Raw genomic sequence first — 17,072 nt, 5'->3', positions numbered from 1 at the left:
TCAGGCCAAGGGCGGCTTGGCGAAAAGCTTGATTCACCCTCTGATTGCATATACCCCTGCGCATCTGTTGTTGACGAGTATTCCAATGTCCCAAGCGCCCTTCTCCAAACTCACCCGCCGCGCTTTCGCGCAAGTGCTGGCCTCGGGCGCCGCATCATTGGGTCTTGCGAAACCTGTCGCCGCCGCGCAGCCCGCAGCTTTGGCCGTCGATCCCGCCCTGCGCGATGCCGCGCTGCGCGGCCTAGCCCTTGCCGGCTATCGCGGCGACCCCGTGGCAGCCCGCGCCGCCCGCGAAGCCATTGCCCGCCTTGCCGAAACCGATCCCGAGGGCGCGCTTCTCGCCCGGCTTTACGCCGCCCTCGACGTTCGCCCCGCCGGATACTACCGCCCCGACCTGCCCCCCGCGCGGATCGAGGCGCTTGATCTTCTGCACGGCGCGATCACCCGCGCCCGTCCGGTCGTCTTTTCCTACACCGACCAGAATGACGAACCCTCGCAGCGTCAGGTTCTGCCCCTCGCGCTTGTCCATCCGCCACAGGGGGTAAAACTCATGGCGTGGTGTGCGCTCCGTCAGGGCTATCGCCAGTTCTTCGTCCGCGCGATGGACGGCATCAGCCTGTGCGACGGCGATTTTTCCGCCGACCGGCTGACCCTGCTGCAAGGTCTGGTCGAAAAACAGCGGGCCTGACCGGTCAGGCCCGGATCGTCTCGACCGTCAGGTTGCCGTTGGTGTAAACGCAGATGTCGGCGGCAATCGCCATCGCCTTGCGGGCCACATCCTCGGCCGCCATGTCGGTAAGCATCAGCGCCCGCGCGGCGGCCAGCGCATAATTCCCGCCCGACCCGATGGCCGCGATGTCATGCTCGGGCTCCAGCACATCGCCCGCGCCGGTGATGACGTAAAGATCGCGCCCGTCCGTCACGATCAGCATAGCCTCGAGGTTGCGCAGATACTTGTCCATCCGCCAATCCTTGGCCAGATCGACACAAGCCCGCGCCAATTGCCCCGGCGCCGCCTCGAGCTTCTTCTCCAGCCGCTCAAGCAGCGTAAAGGCATCCGCGGTCGATCCGGCAAAACCCGCGACCACATCGCGCCCGCCGGGCGACAGCCGCCGCACCTTGCGCGCCGATCCCTTGATCACCGTCTGGCCAAGGCTGACTTGCCCGTCACCCGCCACGACCACCTCGCCCCCGCGGCGCACCGCAAGGATCGTGGTTCCGTGCCAACCGGGAAACCTGTCATCGCTCATCGAATGCCTCCGAAATCCCGTAGGGTGCGCATTCATTGCGCACCATGCCCGACCGAAACAAAAGGGCGGCCCGTCAGGACCGCCCCGAAATTCACGCAAACGCGCAGGCGGTCAGATCGCCGACTGGATCCAGTTTTCCAGCGCTGCCTTGGGGGCCGCGCCGACCTTGTTGGAAACCACCTGACCGTCCTTGAACAGGAACAGCGCCGGAATCCCGCGCACACCCAGTTGGGCGGGGCTGTCGGGGTTTTCGTCGACGTTCACTTTGACGATCTTCACCTTGCCCGCGTATTGCGTGGCGAGTTCTTCAAGCGCCGGACCGATCTGGCGGCAAGGGCCGCACCATTCGGCCCAAAAGTCCACCACGACCGGAACGTCCGACTGGCGGACCTCGGCGTCGAAGGTGGCATCGGTCACGGCGACGGTAGCGTTGCCCATCTTCATCTCTCCAAATGCGGCTATCGGGCAAGAAACCTAGGGATGCGGCGACAGAACGTCAAGTGATGGTAGACCGCAGCAAGGCCGCCCGCAGCATTTCGGGGTCCAACGGCATAAGGCTGGCATCGCGGGTCCACAAAACCGCCACCTCGACGCGCTTTTCGGGGTGCAACTGCCGCAACGCCTCGGCATAGGCGCCCATTTGCCGCAAAATGCCCTCGGGAACGTCCTCGGCCCGCTTCGGCACCACGCGGTTCGATTTGTAATCCACCGCCAGAACACGGTCCGGCCCGATCAGCAGCCGGTCGATCGTGCCCAGCATCCGCCCCTGCGGCAAATCCGCCGTCACCACCACCTCGGCCAGCGCCACCCCTGCCGGATCCGCATCGAACAGCGCCGGATGTGCGGCGATCACGCCCTGCGCCTCGGCCAGCAGGTCCGCCCGCAACGTGGCATCGGGCACCAAAGCCGCGGTCACCCCTGCCGGATCATCCGCATCGGGCAAATGTTCCAGCAACAGATGCAGCGCCGTTCCGCGCGCCTTGGCGGCATCTTCATCCAACCCGTCGCCCGCGATGGCCTTCGCCCCGCCAAGGTCCGAAGGCGAAAGCAGCCGCGCCGCGCGTGCAGGCTCGGCCGCCGAATGCCCCGCCCAATCCGGCAGCGCGACCGCCGCTTCGACCACCTCGACCCGCGCCGCCGGATCAGGCCAGTCGCCAAAGGCATGGCGCAGCCGCCCGCCCCCGATTTCCTCGCCCCCCGCGTGCTTCATCCCCTGCTCGACCAGCTTCCACCACGCGCCCTCGGTCTTCACCTCGCCCGCACCGCAGACGATCAGCCAGACCCGCGCCCGCGTCAGCGCCACATAGAGCAGCCGCAGGTTTTCGGCCTGAACGCGCGCCCTCCGCTCGGCCTGCGCCGCCGTGATCGCAGGCGGGCTGGTTTCGGCAGGGGTGCGCCAGACCGGCCGCCCCGAAACCTCGACCACTTCGTCCCGGTCCTGAATCTTGCGGTCGCCCGTGTCGGGAAGAATGACGATCGGCGCCTCGAGGCCCTTTGCGCCATGCACCGTCATCACGCGGATGCGCTGCCCCTCGCTGTCCATCTGCCGCTTCACTTCGACCTCGTCGGTCGAAAGCCAGGTCAGAAATCCCGTCAGGCTCGGCACCTCGGTCTGCTCGTATTGCAGCGCCTGCGACAGCAACTCGTCGATCCCGTCCTCGGCCTCGGCCCCCAGCCGCGCCAGCAACCGGCGGCGTCCGTCATGGCGTGTCAGCGCCCGCTCGATCAGATCGAAAGGCCGCAGGAAATCGGCCTCATCAAGCAGGTCCGACAGCATCGCAAAGGTTTCCGCAAATTCTTCGGCGCGCTGCCGCATCTCTTGCCACAGATAGCCCTTTCTCGGCTGTGCCAGCGCGAAAAGCTGCGCCTCGCTCCACCCGCACAACGGCGACCGCAGCACCGCGGCAAGCGAAAGATCGTCCTCGGGCGTTGCCAGAAAGGCCAGCAACGCCGCGATGTCCCTGACCGCCAGCTCTGCCCCCAGCTTCAGCCGGTCCGCGCCCGCAATCGCCAGACCCCGCGCCTTGCACGCGCGGATGATCTCTTGAAACAGGTCCGACCGCCGCTGCACAAGGATCAGGAAATCCCCCGCATGCACCGGCCGCGACCCCCCCTCGGCCAGCGGAATCGAGGTGCCGGCATCGATCATCGCCTTGATCTCGTCGGCGATCTGCCCTGCAAGCCGCGCGAAATGGTGTTCTTCGGTCACCAGATCGACGGGGTTTTTCCAGTCGTCGTCGGGCGTCTGCTCGGCCTTCTCGATCAGCGGCCAAAGATCGACCCGCCCCGCCATCTCGCCGCGAAAGGCGATATGCTGCACCTTGTCGCCCAGCGCATGGGGGAAGCGGTCCTTCAGGGTTTCATCCACCACCCGCAAGATCGCAGGCGACGAGCGGAAGGAGTATTCCAGCTCGAGGTTCTGGAACATCCGCCCGACGGCGCGGAACTGCTGCTCGAACGTCCCGTGCTTGGCATCGAACGCCGCCACATCCGCACCCTGGAACGAATAGATCGACTGTTTCTTGTCGCCCACGACAAAAAGCGTCCGCTCCACATCCCGCGCCGACCGTCCGGCGGTGAACTCGGCCGCAAGACTTTCGATCACCCGCCACTGTTCGGGGCTGGTATCCTGCGCCTCGTCCACAAGGATATGGTCAATTCCCCCGTCCAGCCGGAACAGCACCCAGGCCGCCACCCCCGGATCGGTCAGAACCATCCGCGCCCGCGTGATCAGGTCATCGAAATCCAGCCACCCGCCCCGTGCCTTGCGGTCCTCGTAAAGCGGCAGGAACGCCTGTGCGAAACGATGCAGCGTCATGGCCCGCTCCATCGCCATCAACCCGCAGCGCGCGACGCGGGCGGCTTCCACACGACCCATAAGCTGTTCAAGCCTGTCCATCCCGGCGCCAAGCGCCTTGCGCGTGTCCTTGGTGGGATAGCCGCCGATCTTGGCCGTGTTCGCCTTCTCGCCCGTCTTGAACAGGAATTGCTCCTCGCAGGCCAAAAGCGTGGCCATCGTCGGCGCCGCGAAATCCAGCGCTGCCAGCCTTTCGGCCCCCTTCACATCGGTCGCCGACCCCTTTGCCATCGCGGCCACCACCGCAGGCATCCAGACACCCTCGTCCCCAAGGAACACATCCCCCAGCAAGGTCTCGAACGTCTCGCCCTGCTTCACGCCGAACAGCAGCCGCGCCTCGGCTTGGGTCATCTCTTGCGCGAATTTCGCGCGCTGCCCCACGATCTGCCCGATCAGCGTTCCGAAATCCTCGCCCGTCCAGGCCCGCGCCACCTCGGCCACCGAAGGGTGCCCCGCTTCGGCCAATTCCTCGACGATCTCGTTTCGCATCATCTTGGCGGTGCGGTCGTCCAATTCCCTGAACTGCGGTGAAACCTGCGCTTCCAGCGGAAACCGCCGCAACAAGGTGGCGCAAAAGGAATGGATCGTCTGAATCCGCAATCCCCCCGGCGTTTCGATGGCCCGCGCGAACAGCCGCCGCGCCTGCAACAGCAATTCCGCGTCCAGCCGCCCCGCCTCGCCCAGCGCGGCCAGCGACTTGCGCAGATCGGCATCGGGCAGCATCGCCCATTCGCCCAACCGCTTGAACAGGCGGTTCTGCATCTCGGTCGCCGCCGCCTTGGTATAGGTCAGGCACAGGATATGCTGCGGCTCTACCCCCTTCAGCAGCAGCCGTGCCACGCGGTCGGTCAGCACCCGCGTCTTGCCCGACCCCGCATTCGCCGAAAGCCAGGTCGAGGCGTCGGGCATCGAGGCCTGCACCTGCCGTTCAAAGGCCGGAACGCTCATCTGCCCACCTCCTCGGCAACCGGATCATCGGTCGTTTCCCATTCGCCATAGCGTGACAGGTGGTCATAGTCGCCGGCAAAGCGTTCCTTCATCACGGCCCGCCGCGCGGTATAGCCCGCCCCTTCGGTCATGTAATGCGCGACCAGCTTGCACAAGCCTTCCCAAACCTCGTCCGTCACCGCCTCGGTAATGGGCGTTTCCTCGGCCTTCGGGTTGCTGCCCAGACCGACATAGCTGATCAGCGAAACCTCTGACCCCTCAAGCCCCTTGAAACCGTCACGCGCGACCATCGCCGCCGCCAGCAAAAGCTGTTTGTCAAAAGCCTTCTGCTGCGCCTCGGTCGGCGGCGTTCCGGTCTTGTAGTCGATGATGTGAAGCGACCCGTCCGGCAAACGGTCGATCCTGTCGGGCGTGCCTTCCAGCGTGAAATCCACCCCCGCAAGCGCAACCCTGCCCTTTTCCTCCAGTGTCACAGGCACCCCGCCGCGCTGGGCGTCGAAGCTCAGGAAGAAATCCGCGGCCCGCATCAACCGCGCCAGCCACAGCGCCCGCGCCGCAGGCCAGGGCGTGTATTCCAGCAAGACCGCCTCGGCGACGGCCATCAGCCGGGCCTTGGCCGCTTCCCGCGTTTCTTCCGCCAACCGCCCCTTGGCGAACTCTTCCAGAATCTTGTGCAACACCTGCCCGCGCAGCGCGGCATCCGCCTCGGGCCGCAGCGGGTCGAGTGGGAAAAGCCGCAGGATATAGCGCGCGTAGATCGCATAGGGGTCGCGGATCAGCGTGGCAATCTTCGTCACCGCCAACCGCCGCGGCCGCACCCCGACCGGCGGGCGAGGCGACGGGCGGTGCGCCGGCGCAACCGGTGCAACGGGCGCTTCCAGCACCACCGCCCGCCGCGTCCAGACCCGCCCGCGCTCGCGCATCGCCCCGAGCGCGCGCTTTCCGTTTTTCGCGGGCAAACCCTCCATCAGGTTCATCAAGCGGTTCAACCAGCGCGACGGCACGGTTTCCGCCTCGGCATTTCGCGTGGCCCGCGTCAGCACCACGCGGGGGGCTGCAATCGCCTGCTGGTAGTCATGCGCCGAAAGACCGATCTGCCGCTCGGGCAAAAGCAGCCCCGCATCCTTGCGCATCTTGCGGTTCAGCCAGGGGTCGGGTTCGGGCAGCTTCGGCCAGATACCGTCGTTCAATCCGCCAAGGATCACCAGCTCCGCCCCCGCCACCCGCGCCTCGAGAGTGCCCCAGATCATGATATCCGGGTGGGGTGTCACGCTTTCGCGCACCTCGCCCCGCGCCAGAATCGCCTCGAACAGGTCGCGGTAATCCGGCACCTCCAGAACGCCTCCCGCATCGGCCTCGGCCTGCAACTCCTCGACAAGCTCCAGCGCCTTCTGCCCCGCCTCCTTCTCCCACAATTCCACCCCGCCAAGCCGTTCGGCCACATGGCGATGCAGCGCGATATGGTCGGCCAGATCGGCCACGCCTGCCCCTGCCAGATCTTCCAGCGCCGCAGCGATCGCTTCGCCCCAGTCCGCGGCCCCCTCGTCCTTGCGCCCCTTGGCCCAGTTGCGCAGATGCGCGCCCGTCGGAAAGGCCGGCCCCTTGCGCCGCACCTCCAGCTCCAATTCCCGCGTCAGCTTCAAATGCAGCCCGCGCCCGCCCCCCGACATCGTCAACGGATGCTTCAGCAAGGCCAGCAGCGCGTCCGATGTCAGCTTGCGCCCCATCAGGCCTGCGACATGCCGCAAGAACCGCCCCGGAGGCGACAGCGCCAAGGGCCGCCCCGCCGAATCGTCGGGCATGATGCCCCAGCGGTCCAGCGCCGCCGTCACCTGCCGCGTCAGCATCCGGTCGGGTGAAACCAGCGCCGCCCGCACCCCGTTCTCTGCCGCCTCGCGCAACATCAGCGCAATCGCCAAGGCCTCGGCCCTCGGCGTCTGCGCCTCGATCAGGGTCAGTCCCGAAGTGGCCGCAAGCAGGTCGGGCAATCCCTCGCCCTCGGTCAGCCACTGGTCAGTCACCGGCGCAGGCCGAAGCGACAGCGACACAAGCTTGTTGCGCCCCGCGTCCGGCACCGCCGCATCGTGCCAGACCCGCACATCCGCAGGCCCGATGTCCAGCGCATCCATCAGCCGCTTGTAGCGGAACTGCGGATGGTCCTCGGCCGTCATCGCGTCGCCCATCCGGTCCCATACATCGGGCGGCATGTCGAAATCGAAACCGGGCAGCACAAGCGCGCCCTGCGGCAAAGACGCGACAGCCTGCATCAGCAGCGCCGTTGTCCCGCGCGACCCGGTCGAGCCTGCCACGATCACCGGCTCCTGCGGCGGGTTCGCCGCCCAGCGCGCAACCAGACGCTCGACGACCATCCGCTGCCGCGCCTGCGCGTCGGGTGCGCCGTCCTGAAAGAACGGCGTCACGATCCGCAGAAATGCCTTGGTGCGCGCCCAATGCGCCGAATGTTCCGAGACATCGACCGCCGCCACACGGTCGGGTGTCACCCCTTCGCCCTGCATCTCGTCCATCAGGGTGGCAAGGCTGTCGGCCAGATCATACAGCGCCGCCCGTGGCGCAAGGTCCGGCTCTTTGGCCAGCAACCCTGCCACAAGCTGCGTCAACTCAAGCCGTCGCCGCAGCCCCGACACCGCCGCCGGAACCCCCGCCATCAGCATATCCTGCCCAAGGTCCGTCACAAGCCGCAGGCGCGGCAGATAGGCGGCCCCGCTTGCCGCGAAAATCTCGGTCACCCGCCGCCGCATGCGCTGGGTGTTCAGATAAAGCGTCACCCCCGCCATCGCCTCGGGCGCCTGCCCCGCCATCCGTGCCCGCAGCCCCGCCACCAGAATGGCCGGAAAGTCGATGCCAGCCGCCAGCCCGAAAACCTTGCTCATGTGTAACCCAGCATTTTCTCGGCATCCGCAATCCCTGCCGGATGCCCTACATCGCACCACTGACCCCGATGCCGCACACCGAACAGCCGCCCCTTGGCGATCATCCGGTCCCACAGCAGGTTCACCGAAAAAACAGTCTCTGTTATGGCCAAAAGACCCTCGGGCCGCAGAATCTGCGCGCCAAGGTAAACCGCCCCCCGCGCGCCCTTGGCCCTGTTCAACCGGCCCTCGGCATCCATCACGAAATCACCGGCACCCTTGCCGACCGCATGGTCCGGCAGCAGCAAAAGCAACCCGTCCATCCGCGCGGGGTCCCATGCCTCTTGCAGTTGCGAAAGCGGGTTTTCTCCGGTCCAGACCGCATCGGTGTTCAGCGTCATCACCGGCCCCTCGCCCAGCAGGGGCAGCGCCGTCCGCAACCCCCCGCCGGTTTCAAGGATCGGGTCCTCGCGCGATACGGCCACCCCGCGCGCCTCCAGATGCCGCGCCAGCGCCTCGGGCCTGTAATGCACATTGGCCACGATCCGGCCCACCCCTTCGGCCTGCGCCAAGGCATGGTCGATCAGCGGCTTGCCTGCCACTTCGATCAGCGGTTTGGGGCGGTCGGCGGTCAGTGCGCCCATCCGCGTGCCAAACCCCGCCGCGAACAGCATCAGGGGGAAATCGTGCCGCATTGCGCGCGTATCCTTTGCAAATTCCTTGGCGTCGGCTCTGGCAACAGCGCGCAGCTAGCCCGCAACGGCGCTAGCGCCGGATGCGCCAGATTGCGGTGCAACTGCCCCCAGACCCGCGGGATCAGATCGACATATCCGGCTTTTCCGGCGACCAGACACAGCCGCGCAAAGATGCCCAATATCCGCAGCGCCCGTTGTGCCCCAAGCACGGCATAGGCCGCATCGAACCCGCGCGCCCCCGTCGCTGCCACGAACCGCGCGATCATCGCGGCCTCGGTCGCCTCTGACACATCCCGCCGCGCGTCCTGCAACAGCGATACAAGATCATAGCCCGCCTGCCCCATCTGGCCGAGCTGGAAATCCAGCAACCCCACCCGCGCCACGCCCTGCCGATCGGGCAACCACAGCAGGTTCTCCGCGTGGTAATCGCGCAGGATCAACACACGCGGTCCGTCTGCATGCTCGCGCATCAGCCGCGCCAGAACCGACAGGTCGCCCGACCCGTCCCCCGTGACCGCCCGCTTGTACCAGCCAAAGGCGAATTCGGCCGCCGTGGCCCAGTCTCCGGCCGCCAGATCCGGCAAGCCCTTCGGCGCGGGCGCCGCCTGCACCGCCACCAGCACATCCACCGCCGCCGCGTAAAGCTCTGCCTCCCGCTCCGGCTCGCGCTGCAAAAGCCGCGCATAAAGCCCGTCGCCCAGATCTTCCAGCAGCAGGAACCCGTTTTCGTAATCCGCAGCCAGCACGCGCGGAGGCGATAGCCCCAAGCCTGCCAGATGCGCGGCCATCGCCGCAAAGACCGCCGGATCGTCCCCCTTGCCCGGCGGCGCATCCATCAGCACCGCCGAAGCGCCGCCCCGCACCAAACGGTCATAGCTCCGGTCCGAGGCATCGCCCGCCAGAAACCGCCGCCCGGCATCGCCCCAACCGGCCTTTGCCACGAAAGCCTCGGAAAGCGCCCTGCGGTCCATCAGGCAAACTCCTGCGCCAGATCGGCCATCCACGGCGCATCGCCCGTGACCAGCGCCAAACGCCCCTCGCCCTCGGCCCGCAAGGCAATGCGCACCGCCTGTTCCGGCAGGGCCGATCCCAGCCGGTCAGGCCATTCCACAAGACAGATCGCATGGCCAAAGGCATCTTCCAGCCCCAGTTCCAACACCTCGTCCGGATGCGTCAGCCGATACAGGTCGGCATGCCAGATCTCGACATCGGCCTGATACACCTGCACCAGCGTGAACGTGGGCGAGGGCACATCCTCCCACCGCCCCAGCCGCGCCCGTATCAGCGCCCGCGCCAGATGCGATTTTCCCGCCCCGATCGGCCCTTCCAGCAGCAGCGTCTCGCCCCCCTGCAAATGTCCGGCAAGCCAGACGCCCAGGCGGGCGGTGGCTTCCTCGTCAGGCAGGGCAATCGTCAGGATCATCCCCGCAGTCTTACCGCGCCCCGCCCTGTCCGCAAGACGTCAGCCAGCGCGGATGTCCTGATACCGCAGCACCGCCGCCCGCTCGGGCAGCGCGCCATCGGGCAACACGGGGCGAAAGGCCGCCAAAGTCGCCCCCTCGCGGATCGGCGCGATGCGGCAGGCGATCAGCCGCCCGTCACGCAACCGCGCCTCGGCCCGCCAGCCATCCCGCAGGCCGGTCGTGCCGATGAACTCCTCGATCTCGGACCACAGCGGCGTCGGGGCCGAAACCTCGCGCCAATGCGCCGCGATCCGCCTTATGCTCCCCTCGCCGATCATCGCGCCGGGGTCATGGCCCCACAATTCGGCATAGGCGGCATTGCTCAGCACCAGCTGCCCCGTGCCGGCAAAGACGGCAATCGCCTCGTCCAGCGTGTCGATCACCGCTTGTGAAAGCTCCATATCGGCCCGATAGCGTTGCGACCGCGACATCTCGGTCGATATGTCCTCAAGCAGCAGCGCAAAGGCTCCCTTGGCCTGTGGTCGCAACGTCGCCCGATAGGTCACGCCCCCGGCCAGTCCCCAAACCTCCTCATAGGTCGTGCTGCCCGACGGCAATTCCAGCATCATCTGCCGCCATCCGCGCCAATCCTTCGGCTCGGGCAACATGCCACGGTCGCGCAGCGCGTCGAGCAGCGCGCCCAGATGCGGGCGCCGCAACAGAAAATCGACCGGCACCCCCGCCAATTCACCGAAAGCCGGATTGAACATCTGCAACCGCCCCGCCGCATCGAACAGGCCAAGCCCAAGCGCCAATTGGGCGAACGTATCCCCCATCGTGTTGCGAAAGTCGCGCAGCGCGGATTCCGCCCGCACCGCCGCATCCATCGGCACGGCGGCAAACATCCGCCCCCCGCCGGATTGCTGGGCCATCACCTCGTACCAATGCGACGCGATCTCGACCCGTCCCGCAGCGGCGGGCAGCGCTTCGCCCAGCGTCCGGCAGGCCGCATTCCGCGCCGTCACCAACCCCGTCACATCGACCGACCAGACCGGAATCGCCAAGGCATCCGGATCAAGCCCGCCCCCCGCCGCCCCGTGCTTTGCCCCGTGTCGCCCCGCCAGAACCAGCGCGATCAGGGCAAAGCCAACCGCCAGCGCAGCGCCGGATTGCACAAGAAACCAGACATCCATCACATTCCATCCCGAAGACCACGGGCTCAACCTCGGGGAGAAATCGTAAAGGTTTAATTAACCTAAAACGGCGAAGCGGCCATTTTCATACGAAATCGAACATTATTTTCCGCTCAGATCTCGATGGGCCGGTTGCTGCCCGTCACACCCCCCTCGGGCGCGATGATCTCGGCCGCCTGCCAGACCAGTTCGACGATGGCGCCGCAGCGTTCGGGCCGTTCGTCCGGTTGCAGGAAAGGGTCCGAGGCGTTGGCAAAGGAAAGCTCCGCCCCTGTCCGCTCCAAAAGCGTCTTGGCGATGAACAGGCCCAGACCCATCCCCTCGTATTCCGGCCGTTTCTCAAGGTCCTGCGCCGACCGCCGCGACCGCACAAAGGGGTCACCGATCCGCCCGATCACCTGCGCCGGATAGCCCGCCCCGTCATCGACGATCCGCACGGTCACCAGCCTTTCGGTCCATTCCCCGTCAACCCAGACATTGCCCGCCGCGAAATCCACGGCGTTCTGGATCAGGTTCCGCAACCCGTGAATAACCTCGGGTCGTCGCAGAATGACAGGTTGCCGCTCAGATCCGCCCGGACCGGGATAGACGGTGAAGTGCAGCGTCTTTCCCCGCCCGAGATGCGGTTCCGCCGCCTCGCGCAGCACCGATTCCAGCGGGGCATTCCTCAGATGCAGGTCGTCTTTCCCCGCCCGCCCCATCCCGCGCAGAATGTCGCGGCAGCGGTCGGCCTGATCGCGGATCAGCTTGGCATCCTCGAACATCTGCGGATTGTCGGCCAGCTCTTCCATCATCTCGGCGCTCACCAGCTTGATGGTCGCAAGCGGCGTGCCCAGCTCATGCGCCGCCGCCGCCACCACCCCGCCAAGATCGGTCAGCTTCTGCTCGCGGGCGAGCGCCATCTGCGTTGCCAAAAGCGCGTCCGACATCGACCTGATCTCGGTCGACACCCGCCGCGAATAGACACCCAGAAAGACGATCCCGATCACGATCGCCAGCCAGAAGCCGAATTCGAACACCACAGGCACCCGCAGCGCCACGCCATTCGCCAGCCGCAGCGGCACGTTGACCAGCGTGATGATCGTGGTGAACAGGATCGCAAGCGCCCCCAGCACCAGCGTCGTCCGCAATTCCAGCGCCGAGGCCGAAATCGTCACGGGGGCAAGGATCAGCAACGCAAAGGGGTTGGTCAGCCCGCCCGTCAGGTAAAGCAGAAAGGAAAGCTGCGACAAATCGAACAGCAGCGTCAGCATCGCCTCGAGTTCGCTCAGCCGCTTGTTTTCCGGATAGACGAAAATCGAGATCAGGTTGGCAATGACCGACGCACCGACCGCCATGTAGCAAAGCCCCAGCGGCAGCACGATCCCGTAGAATTGATCCGCCACGGTGATCGCCGCCAACTGTCCGCCGATGGCAAGCCAGCGCAACAATATAAGCGTCCGCAACCGCACCCAGTCGCTGCGCGTCGTCTGCGACAAAAGGCCGAAACCGGTGCTGGACATGGGACAAGGCCTTGCATGACGAAGTTTCGCATTGTTAAGCCGCAGCCTATAACGGATCAATGCAACGCGGAAAGCAGCGGGGGCGACGGAATGGACAGGTATTTGGCGGGACTAGCGGTGGCCGTCGTCGTTGCCGGTCTGGGCGGAACCTATGCCTACACCCGCTATGCGGCCTCCGATGACCCCTATGCCGATTGCCGCACCAGCTCGGTGGGTGGCGGCGACATCGGCGGCGATTTTACCTTGGTCAATCAGGACGGCAAAACCGTCACCAGCGCCGAGGTCCTTACCAAACCCAGCCTGATCTATTTCGGCTATACCTTCTGCCCCGATGTCTGCCCCCTCGACACCGCCCGCAATGCCGAAGCGGTCGATATCCTGACCGAGCAGGGGTTCGATGTTCAGCCGGTTTTCATTTCCATCGACCCTGAACGCGACACCCCCGAGGCCTTGAAGGAGTTCACCTCCAACATAGATGACCGGATGATCGCGTTGACCGGTTCAGCCGAACAGGTGCAGCAGGCGTCCAAAGCATACCGCACCTATTTCAAGAAACAGGAAGGCGATGACCCGCAATATTACCTGATGGACCATTCGACCTTTACCTATCTCGTTCTGCCCAAGGTCGGTTTTGTCGATTTCTTTCGCCGCGATGATACCGCCGACCAGATTGCCGAACGCACCGCCTGCTACCTGTCCAAGTGAAATTGACCGCAACCGGAGAAGCGCCTAGTCTTTTTCCGCATTGCCTGAAGGGGAAAAGACATGGCCGATGATCTGCTTGCCGAATTGGGGCCGGACCGCAGCCTGCTTTTGGTCGATGACGACGAACCCTTTGTAAAACGGCTTGCCAAGGCGATGGAAAAGCGCGGTTTCATTCCCGAAACCGCCGAAAGCGTTGCCGCAGGCCGCGCCATCGCCCTAGCCCGCCCGCCCGCCTATGCCGTGGTCGACCTGCGTCTCGAAGATGGCAATGGCCTCGACGTGGTCGAGGTTTTGCGCGAACGCCGCCCCGATTGCCGCATCGTGGTGCTGACCGGATATGGCGCGATCGCCACCGCCGTTGCTGCCGTCAAGATCGGCGCGACCGACTACCTGTCGAAACCCGCCGATGCCAACGACATCACCAACGCCCTGCTGTCCAAGGCAGAATCCCTTCCCGCCCCGCCGGAAAACCCCATGTCCGCCGATCGCGTGCGTTGGGAACATATCCAGCGCGTCTATGAAATGTGCGACCGCAACGTATCGGAAACCGCGCGCCGCCTTTCCATGCACCGCCGCACGCTTCAGCGCATTCTGGCAAAGCGCAGCCCCCGCTAAATCAATTCGTTTGCCATAATTTGATTCCGCGCTTAAAACGCCCCTAATTGATCATTTGGGGAAGTAGATCATGGCTGACATTAATCTCAATGAAATGTCCTTGAAGGAACTCAAGGACCTGCAATCGCAAGTGGCGCGCGCCATTGCCTCGTTCGAGGATCGCAAAAAGAAACTGGCTTTGGCCGAACTGGAAGAAAAGGCCCGCCAAATGGGCTTTTCCCTTGCCGAATTGACCGGAAACTCGGTTCCCCGCAAGCGTGCGCCCGCCACCGCAAAATATGCCAATCCCGCCAATACCGCCGAAACATGGTCGGGTCGCGGGCGCAAACCGCGCTGGTTCGATGCCGCACTGAAATCGGGTAAACGTCCGGAAGATATGGCGCTTTAAGCCGCGCAGGCCGCCAGTAATTCACCGTGCCGCAAAACAAAGGCCGCCCGCACCTCTGCCGGCGGCCTTAATCTTATTTCCAGCCCGCGCACCACCAATGCATCGGGCTTGCCGAACAGCTGGTCCGCCTCGGCCACGGCGAAACCGGCAATCTGCACCGCCTCGAGCCAGGCCGAAACCTTGTCCGCCGCCTTGATCGCCTTCTTGATCGGAACGGGTAGCGCGCTGGGCAGGCCAAAGCGCAGATGCACCGCCGCCGTCAGGCGTTCGTCCAGCACGCCGTAGTCCGGCCCGATGGCGGCCTTTACGGGGCTGATCATATCGCCGATCACATATTCCGGCGCGTCATGCAGCAGGGCCGCCAGTTGCCAGCGCGCGCCCACCCCCGGATTGGCCCGCGCAAAGATCGCCTCGACCAGCAGGGAATGCTCGGCCACGGAATAGGGCCAATCCCCCCGCGTCTGCCCGTTCCACCGCGCGACAAAGGCCAGCCCGTGCGCGATATCCTCCACCTCGATATCGACCGGAGTCGGGTCCAGCAGGTCAAGCCTGCGCCCCGAAAGCATCCTTTGCCACGCGCGCGGCTGTCGCATTCCCGTCTCCCTGTCGATGCCAAACCCTACCCAAGCCCGCGTCGGATTGTCGAGTGGCACGGTCCGTGCTATCTGCCCCTGCAAAATCAAGGGTTCAAGGAGAGGCACATGCCGACCGATTACATAGTCAAGGACATCGCACTGGCCGAGTTCGGCCGCAAGGAACTGGTCATCGCCGAAACCGAGATGCCCGGTCTGATGGCTTGCCGTGAAGAGTTCGGCGCGTCCCAGCCGCTGAAAGGCGCCCGCATCGTCGGTTCGCTGCACATGACGATCCAGACCGCCGTCCTGATCGAAACGCTGAAATTCCTTGGCGCCGATGTGCGCTGGGCATCGTGCAACATCTTCTCGACCCAGGACCACGCCGCCGCCGCCATCGCCGCCGCGGGCATTCCGGTCTTTGCCGTCAAAGGCCAAACCCTGACCGAGCATTGGGATTACCTCGACAAATCCTTCATGTTCCCCGAGGGCGCGAACATGATCCTCGACGACGGCGGCGACGCCACGCTTTACGTCCTCCTCGGCGCCCGCGCCGAAGCGGGTGAAGAGATCATTCCCGTCCCCGCCTCGGAAGAGGAAGAGGTGATCAAGAAGCAGATCCTCAAGCGCATGAAGGAAACCCCCGGTTTCTTCACCAAGACCAAGGCCGCGATCAAGGGCGTCTCGGAAGAAACCACCACGGGCGTCCACCGCCTGTACGAACTGCACAAGAACGGCCAACTGCCCTTCCCGACGATCAACGTGAACGACTCGGTCACGAAATCGAAGTTCGACAACAAATACGGCTGCAAGGAATCGCTGGTCGACGGCATCCGCCGCGCCACCGACACCATGATGGCCGGCAAGGTCGCCGTGGTCTGCGGTTACGGCGATGTGGGCAAAGGCTCCGCCGCCTCGCTGCGCGGCGCAGGCGCCCGCGTGAAGGTGACCGAGGTTGACCCGATCTGCGCGCTGCAAGCCGCGATGGACGGCTTCGAAGTGACCCTGCTGGAAGACGAGGTGAAAACCGCCGACATCTTCATCACCACCACCGGCAACCGCGACGTCATCCGCATCGAACATATCCGCGAGATGAAGGATATGGCGATCGTCGGCAACATCGGCCACTTCGACAACGAAATCCAGGTCGCCGCCCTGCGCAACCACAAGTGGACGAACATCAAGGAACAGGTGGACATGATCGAGATGCCCTCGGGCAACCGCATCATCCTTCTCTCCGAAGGTCGTCTGCTCAACCTCGGCAACGCCACGGGTCACCCGTCCTTCGTGATGTCGGCCTCTTTCACCAATCAGGTGCTGGCCCAGATCGAGCTTTGGACCAAAGGTCAGGATTACGCCCCCGGCGTCTACATCCTGCCCAAGCACCTCGATGAAAAGGTCGCGCGTCTGCACCTCAAGAAGATCGGCGTCAAACTTACCGAACTGCGCGCCGAACAGGCCGCCTATATCGGCGTCAAACCCGAAGGCCCGTTCAAGTCGGAACATTACCGCTACTGATCCTGCCGCAAGGCTGGCGAAAGGCCCGGGCGCACGCGCCCCGGGCCTTTTTGCATGAAACCCGCAGCGCACTTCCCGCTTGTTCCGTTTCAGGTTGCGTTTACCATTCGCTCTGCGGGTGTAGCCGCAGTCAACAGGGACGCTTCGTCATGAGCAAACGCACCGAACTCGTCGCCAAATACGCCGAAGACCTGAAAACGAAATGCAAGATCAACCCCGACCTCGCCCTTCTGGAAAAGGTCACCATAGGTTGCGGCCCCGCGATCTACAGCGCCGACAGCGAAACCGTCGCCGCATCGGACCCGTCCGAGCTTGAAACCCTGAAAAAGAACTTCCTCATCAAGAAACTGGGTCTGCCCGACAGCCCCAAACTTGCCGAAGCCATTGCCGCCGTGATCGACACCTACGGCAAATCCGAGCGGAACAAATACCGCGCCGTGATCTATTACATGCTGGTCAAGCATTTCGGCAAAGAGGCCGTCTACGCCTGATCCTTCCCGCCAATTCGCCTAAAATGCCGGGCAGTTCCGCTTTGCGGAATCGCCCGCATTGCGGC

16 protein-coding genes are annotated in these 17,072 nt (G+C 64.9%); 6 read left to right on the top strand and 10 right to left on the bottom strand.

Translation table 11 applies throughout. The features are described from left to right. Positions 1–85 precede the first annotated feature (85 nt). Positions 86–688 carry a WYL domain-containing protein gene (locus H7F16_RS10970; RefSeq protein ID WP_185797649.1) on the top strand — a complete coding sequence of 201 codons (603 nt, stop codon included), beginning with the start codon at positions 86–88 and terminating at the stop codon, positions 686–688. 4 nt (positions 689–692) lie between these two features. Here H7F16_RS10970 and hslV read toward each other — a convergent pair whose 3' ends face one another. The 9 genes from hslV to regB form a co-directional block, all read right to left on the bottom strand. Continuing rightward, positions 693–1,250: an ATP-dependent protease subunit HslV gene (gene hslV, locus H7F16_RS10965; RefSeq protein ID WP_185797648.1), complete on the bottom strand. Its 558-nt coding sequence runs from the start codon at positions 1,248–1,250 to the stop codon at positions 693–695. Positions 1,251–1,361: 111 nt separating this feature from the next. Further along, entirely contained in the window at positions 1,362–1,688 is a 327-nt protein-coding gene (gene trxA / locus H7F16_RS10960) for a thioredoxin (RefSeq protein WP_185797647.1), read from the bottom strand. Between the two features lie 58 nt (positions 1,689–1,746). Further along, a complete protein-coding gene (gene addA, locus H7F16_RS10955; RefSeq protein ID WP_185797646.1) occupies positions 1,747–5,055 on the bottom strand; it encodes a double-strand break repair helicase AddA in 3,309 nt (1,102 codons plus the stop codon). Further along, a complete protein-coding gene (locus H7F16_RS10950; protein ID WP_185797645.1) occupies positions 5,052–7,946 on the bottom strand; it encodes a PD-(D/E)XK nuclease family protein in 2,895 nt (964 codons plus the stop codon). Before H7F16_RS10950 ends, addA begins: the two co-directional genes overlap by 4 nt. Next, positions 7,943–8,620, bottom strand: a complete 678-nt coding sequence (locus H7F16_RS10945) for a nucleotidyltransferase family protein (protein WP_185797644.1) — start codon at positions 8,618–8,620, stop codon at positions 7,943–7,945. Before H7F16_RS10945 ends, H7F16_RS10950 begins: the two co-directional genes overlap by 4 nt. Further along, a complete protein-coding gene (locus tag H7F16_RS10940) occupies positions 8,599–9,591 on the bottom strand; it encodes an aminoglycoside phosphotransferase family protein (protein ID WP_185797643.1) in 993 nt (330 codons plus the stop codon). Before H7F16_RS10940 ends, H7F16_RS10945 begins: the two co-directional genes overlap by 22 nt. After that, the gene (tsaE, locus tag H7F16_RS10935) at positions 9,591–10,043 is read right to left on the bottom strand and encodes a tRNA (adenosine(37)-N6)-threonylcarbamoyltransferase complex ATPase subunit type 1 TsaE (RefSeq protein WP_185797642.1); all 453 of its coding nucleotides are present in this window, start codon (positions 10,041–10,043) and stop codon (positions 9,591–9,593) included. The genes H7F16_RS10940 and tsaE overlap by 1 nt, the downstream gene beginning before the upstream one ends. 39 nt (positions 10,044–10,082) lie before the next feature. Continuing rightward, positions 10,083–11,216, bottom strand: coding sequence for a PAS domain-containing protein (locus tag H7F16_RS10930; protein ID WP_185797641.1), 1,134 nt, complete (start codon positions 11,214–11,216; stop codon positions 10,083–10,085). A gap of 113 nt (positions 11,217–11,329) precedes the next feature. Continuing rightward, on the bottom strand, positions 11,330–12,718 hold the full coding sequence (gene regB, locus H7F16_RS10925) for a sensor histidine kinase RegB (RefSeq protein WP_185797640.1): 1,389 nt from the start codon (positions 12,716–12,718) through the stop codon (positions 11,330–11,332). Positions 12,719–12,808: 90 nt separating this feature from the next. On the opposite strand from regB, the gene H7F16_RS10920 reads away from it, so the two are divergent. The 3 genes from H7F16_RS10920 (at position 12,809) to H7F16_RS10910 (ending at position 14,426) form a co-directional block, all read left to right on the top strand. After that, positions 12,809–13,423, top strand: coding sequence for an SCO family protein (locus H7F16_RS10920; RefSeq protein ID WP_185797639.1), 615 nt, complete (start codon positions 12,809–12,811; stop codon positions 13,421–13,423). Positions 13,424–13,483: 60 nt separating this feature from the next. Continuing rightward, a complete protein-coding gene (locus H7F16_RS10915) occupies positions 13,484–14,038 on the top strand; it encodes an ActR/PrrA/RegA family redox response regulator transcription factor (protein ID WP_185797638.1) in 555 nt (184 codons plus the stop codon). Between the two features lie 70 nt (positions 14,039–14,108). Then, the gene (locus tag H7F16_RS10910; protein WP_185797637.1) at positions 14,109–14,426 is read left to right on the top strand and encodes an H-NS histone family protein; all 318 of its coding nucleotides are present in this window, start codon (positions 14,109–14,111) and stop codon (positions 14,424–14,426) included. On the opposite strand, the gene H7F16_RS10905 is transcribed toward H7F16_RS10910, so the two are convergent. Beyond that, positions 14,423–15,019: an HD domain-containing protein gene (locus H7F16_RS10905; protein WP_185797636.1), complete on the bottom strand. Its 597-nt coding sequence runs from the start codon at positions 15,017–15,019 to the stop codon at positions 14,423–14,425. The genes H7F16_RS10910 and H7F16_RS10905 overlap by 4 nt on opposite strands. A 108-nt stretch (positions 15,020–15,127) precedes the next feature. On the opposite strand from H7F16_RS10905, the gene ahcY reads away from it, so the two are divergent. Together ahcY and H7F16_RS10895 are read left to right on the top strand one after the other, a co-directional pair. Further along, positions 15,128–16,516, top strand: coding sequence for an adenosylhomocysteinase (ahcY, locus tag H7F16_RS10900; RefSeq protein ID WP_185797635.1), 1,389 nt, complete (start codon positions 15,128–15,130; stop codon positions 16,514–16,516). A 149-nt stretch (positions 16,517–16,665) separates the two neighbouring features. Then, the gene (locus H7F16_RS10895) at positions 16,666–17,007 is read left to right on the top strand and encodes a DUF2853 family protein (RefSeq protein ID WP_185797634.1); all 342 of its coding nucleotides are present in this window, start codon (positions 16,666–16,668) and stop codon (positions 17,005–17,007) included. The last annotated feature ends 65 nt before the right edge of the window (positions 17,008–17,072 follow it).

The organism is Paragemmobacter straminiformis, from assembly GCF_014243445.1.
GTDB lineage: Bacteria > Pseudomonadota > Alphaproteobacteria > Rhodobacterales > Rhodobacteraceae > Paragemmobacter > Paragemmobacter straminiformis.
This window is presented reverse-complemented; position numbering and strand designations above follow the sequence as displayed.

Bases quoted from the DNA above. Each gene is read 5' to 3' on its own strand.
- hslV (WP_185797648.1), bottom strand. From the start codon at position 1,250: ATGAGCGATGACAGGTTTCCCGGTTGGCACGGAACCACGATCCTTGCG.
- H7F16_RS10920 (WP_185797639.1), top strand. From the start codon at position 12,809: ATGGACAGGTATTTGGCGGGACTAGCGGTGGCCGTCGTCGTTGCCGGT.
- H7F16_RS10910 (WP_185797637.1), top strand. From the start codon at position 14,109: ATGGCTGACATTAATCTCAATGAAATGTCCTTGAAGGAACTCAAGGAC.
- tsaE (WP_185797642.1), bottom strand. From the start codon at position 10,043: ATGATCCTGACGATTGCCCTGCCTGACGAGGAAGCCACCGCCCGCCTG.
- H7F16_RS10945 (WP_185797644.1), bottom strand. From the start codon at position 8,620: ATGCGGCACGATTTCCCCCTGATGCTGTTCGCGGCGGGGTTTGGCACG.
- addA (WP_185797646.1), bottom strand. From the start codon at position 5,055: ATGAGCGTTCCGGCCTTTGAACGGCAGGTGCAGGCCTCGATGCCCGAC.
- H7F16_RS10895 (WP_185797634.1), top strand. From the start codon at position 16,666: ATGAGCAAACGCACCGAACTCGTCGCCAAATACGCCGAAGACCTGAAA.
- H7F16_RS10930 (WP_185797641.1), bottom strand. From the start codon at position 11,216: ATGGATGTCTGGTTTCTTGTGCAATCCGGCGCTGCGCTGGCGGTTGGC.
- H7F16_RS10915 (WP_185797638.1), top strand. From the start codon at position 13,484: ATGGCCGATGATCTGCTTGCCGAATTGGGGCCGGACCGCAGCCTGCTT.
- trxA (WP_185797647.1), bottom strand. From the start codon at position 1,688: ATGGGCAACGCTACCGTCGCCGTGACCGATGCCACCTTCGACGCCGAG.
- H7F16_RS10950 (WP_185797645.1), bottom strand. From the start codon at position 7,946: ATGAGCAAGGTTTTCGGGCTGGCGGCTGGCATCGACTTTCCGGCCATT.
- ahcY (WP_185797635.1), top strand. From the start codon at position 15,128: ATGCCGACCGATTACATAGTCAAGGACATCGCACTGGCCGAGTTCGGC.
- H7F16_RS10905 (WP_185797636.1), bottom strand. From the start codon at position 15,019: ATGCGACAGCCGCGCGCGTGGCAAAGGATGCTTTCGGGGCGCAGGCTT.
- H7F16_RS10970 (WP_185797649.1), top strand. From the start codon at position 86: ATGTCCCAAGCGCCCTTCTCCAAACTCACCCGCCGCGCTTTCGCGCAA.
- regB (WP_185797640.1), bottom strand. From the start codon at position 12,718: ATGTCCAGCACCGGTTTCGGCCTTTTGTCGCAGACGACGCGCAGCGAC.
- H7F16_RS10940 (WP_185797643.1), bottom strand. From the start codon at position 9,591: ATGGACCGCAGGGCGCTTTCCGAGGCTTTCGTGGCAAAGGCCGGTTGG.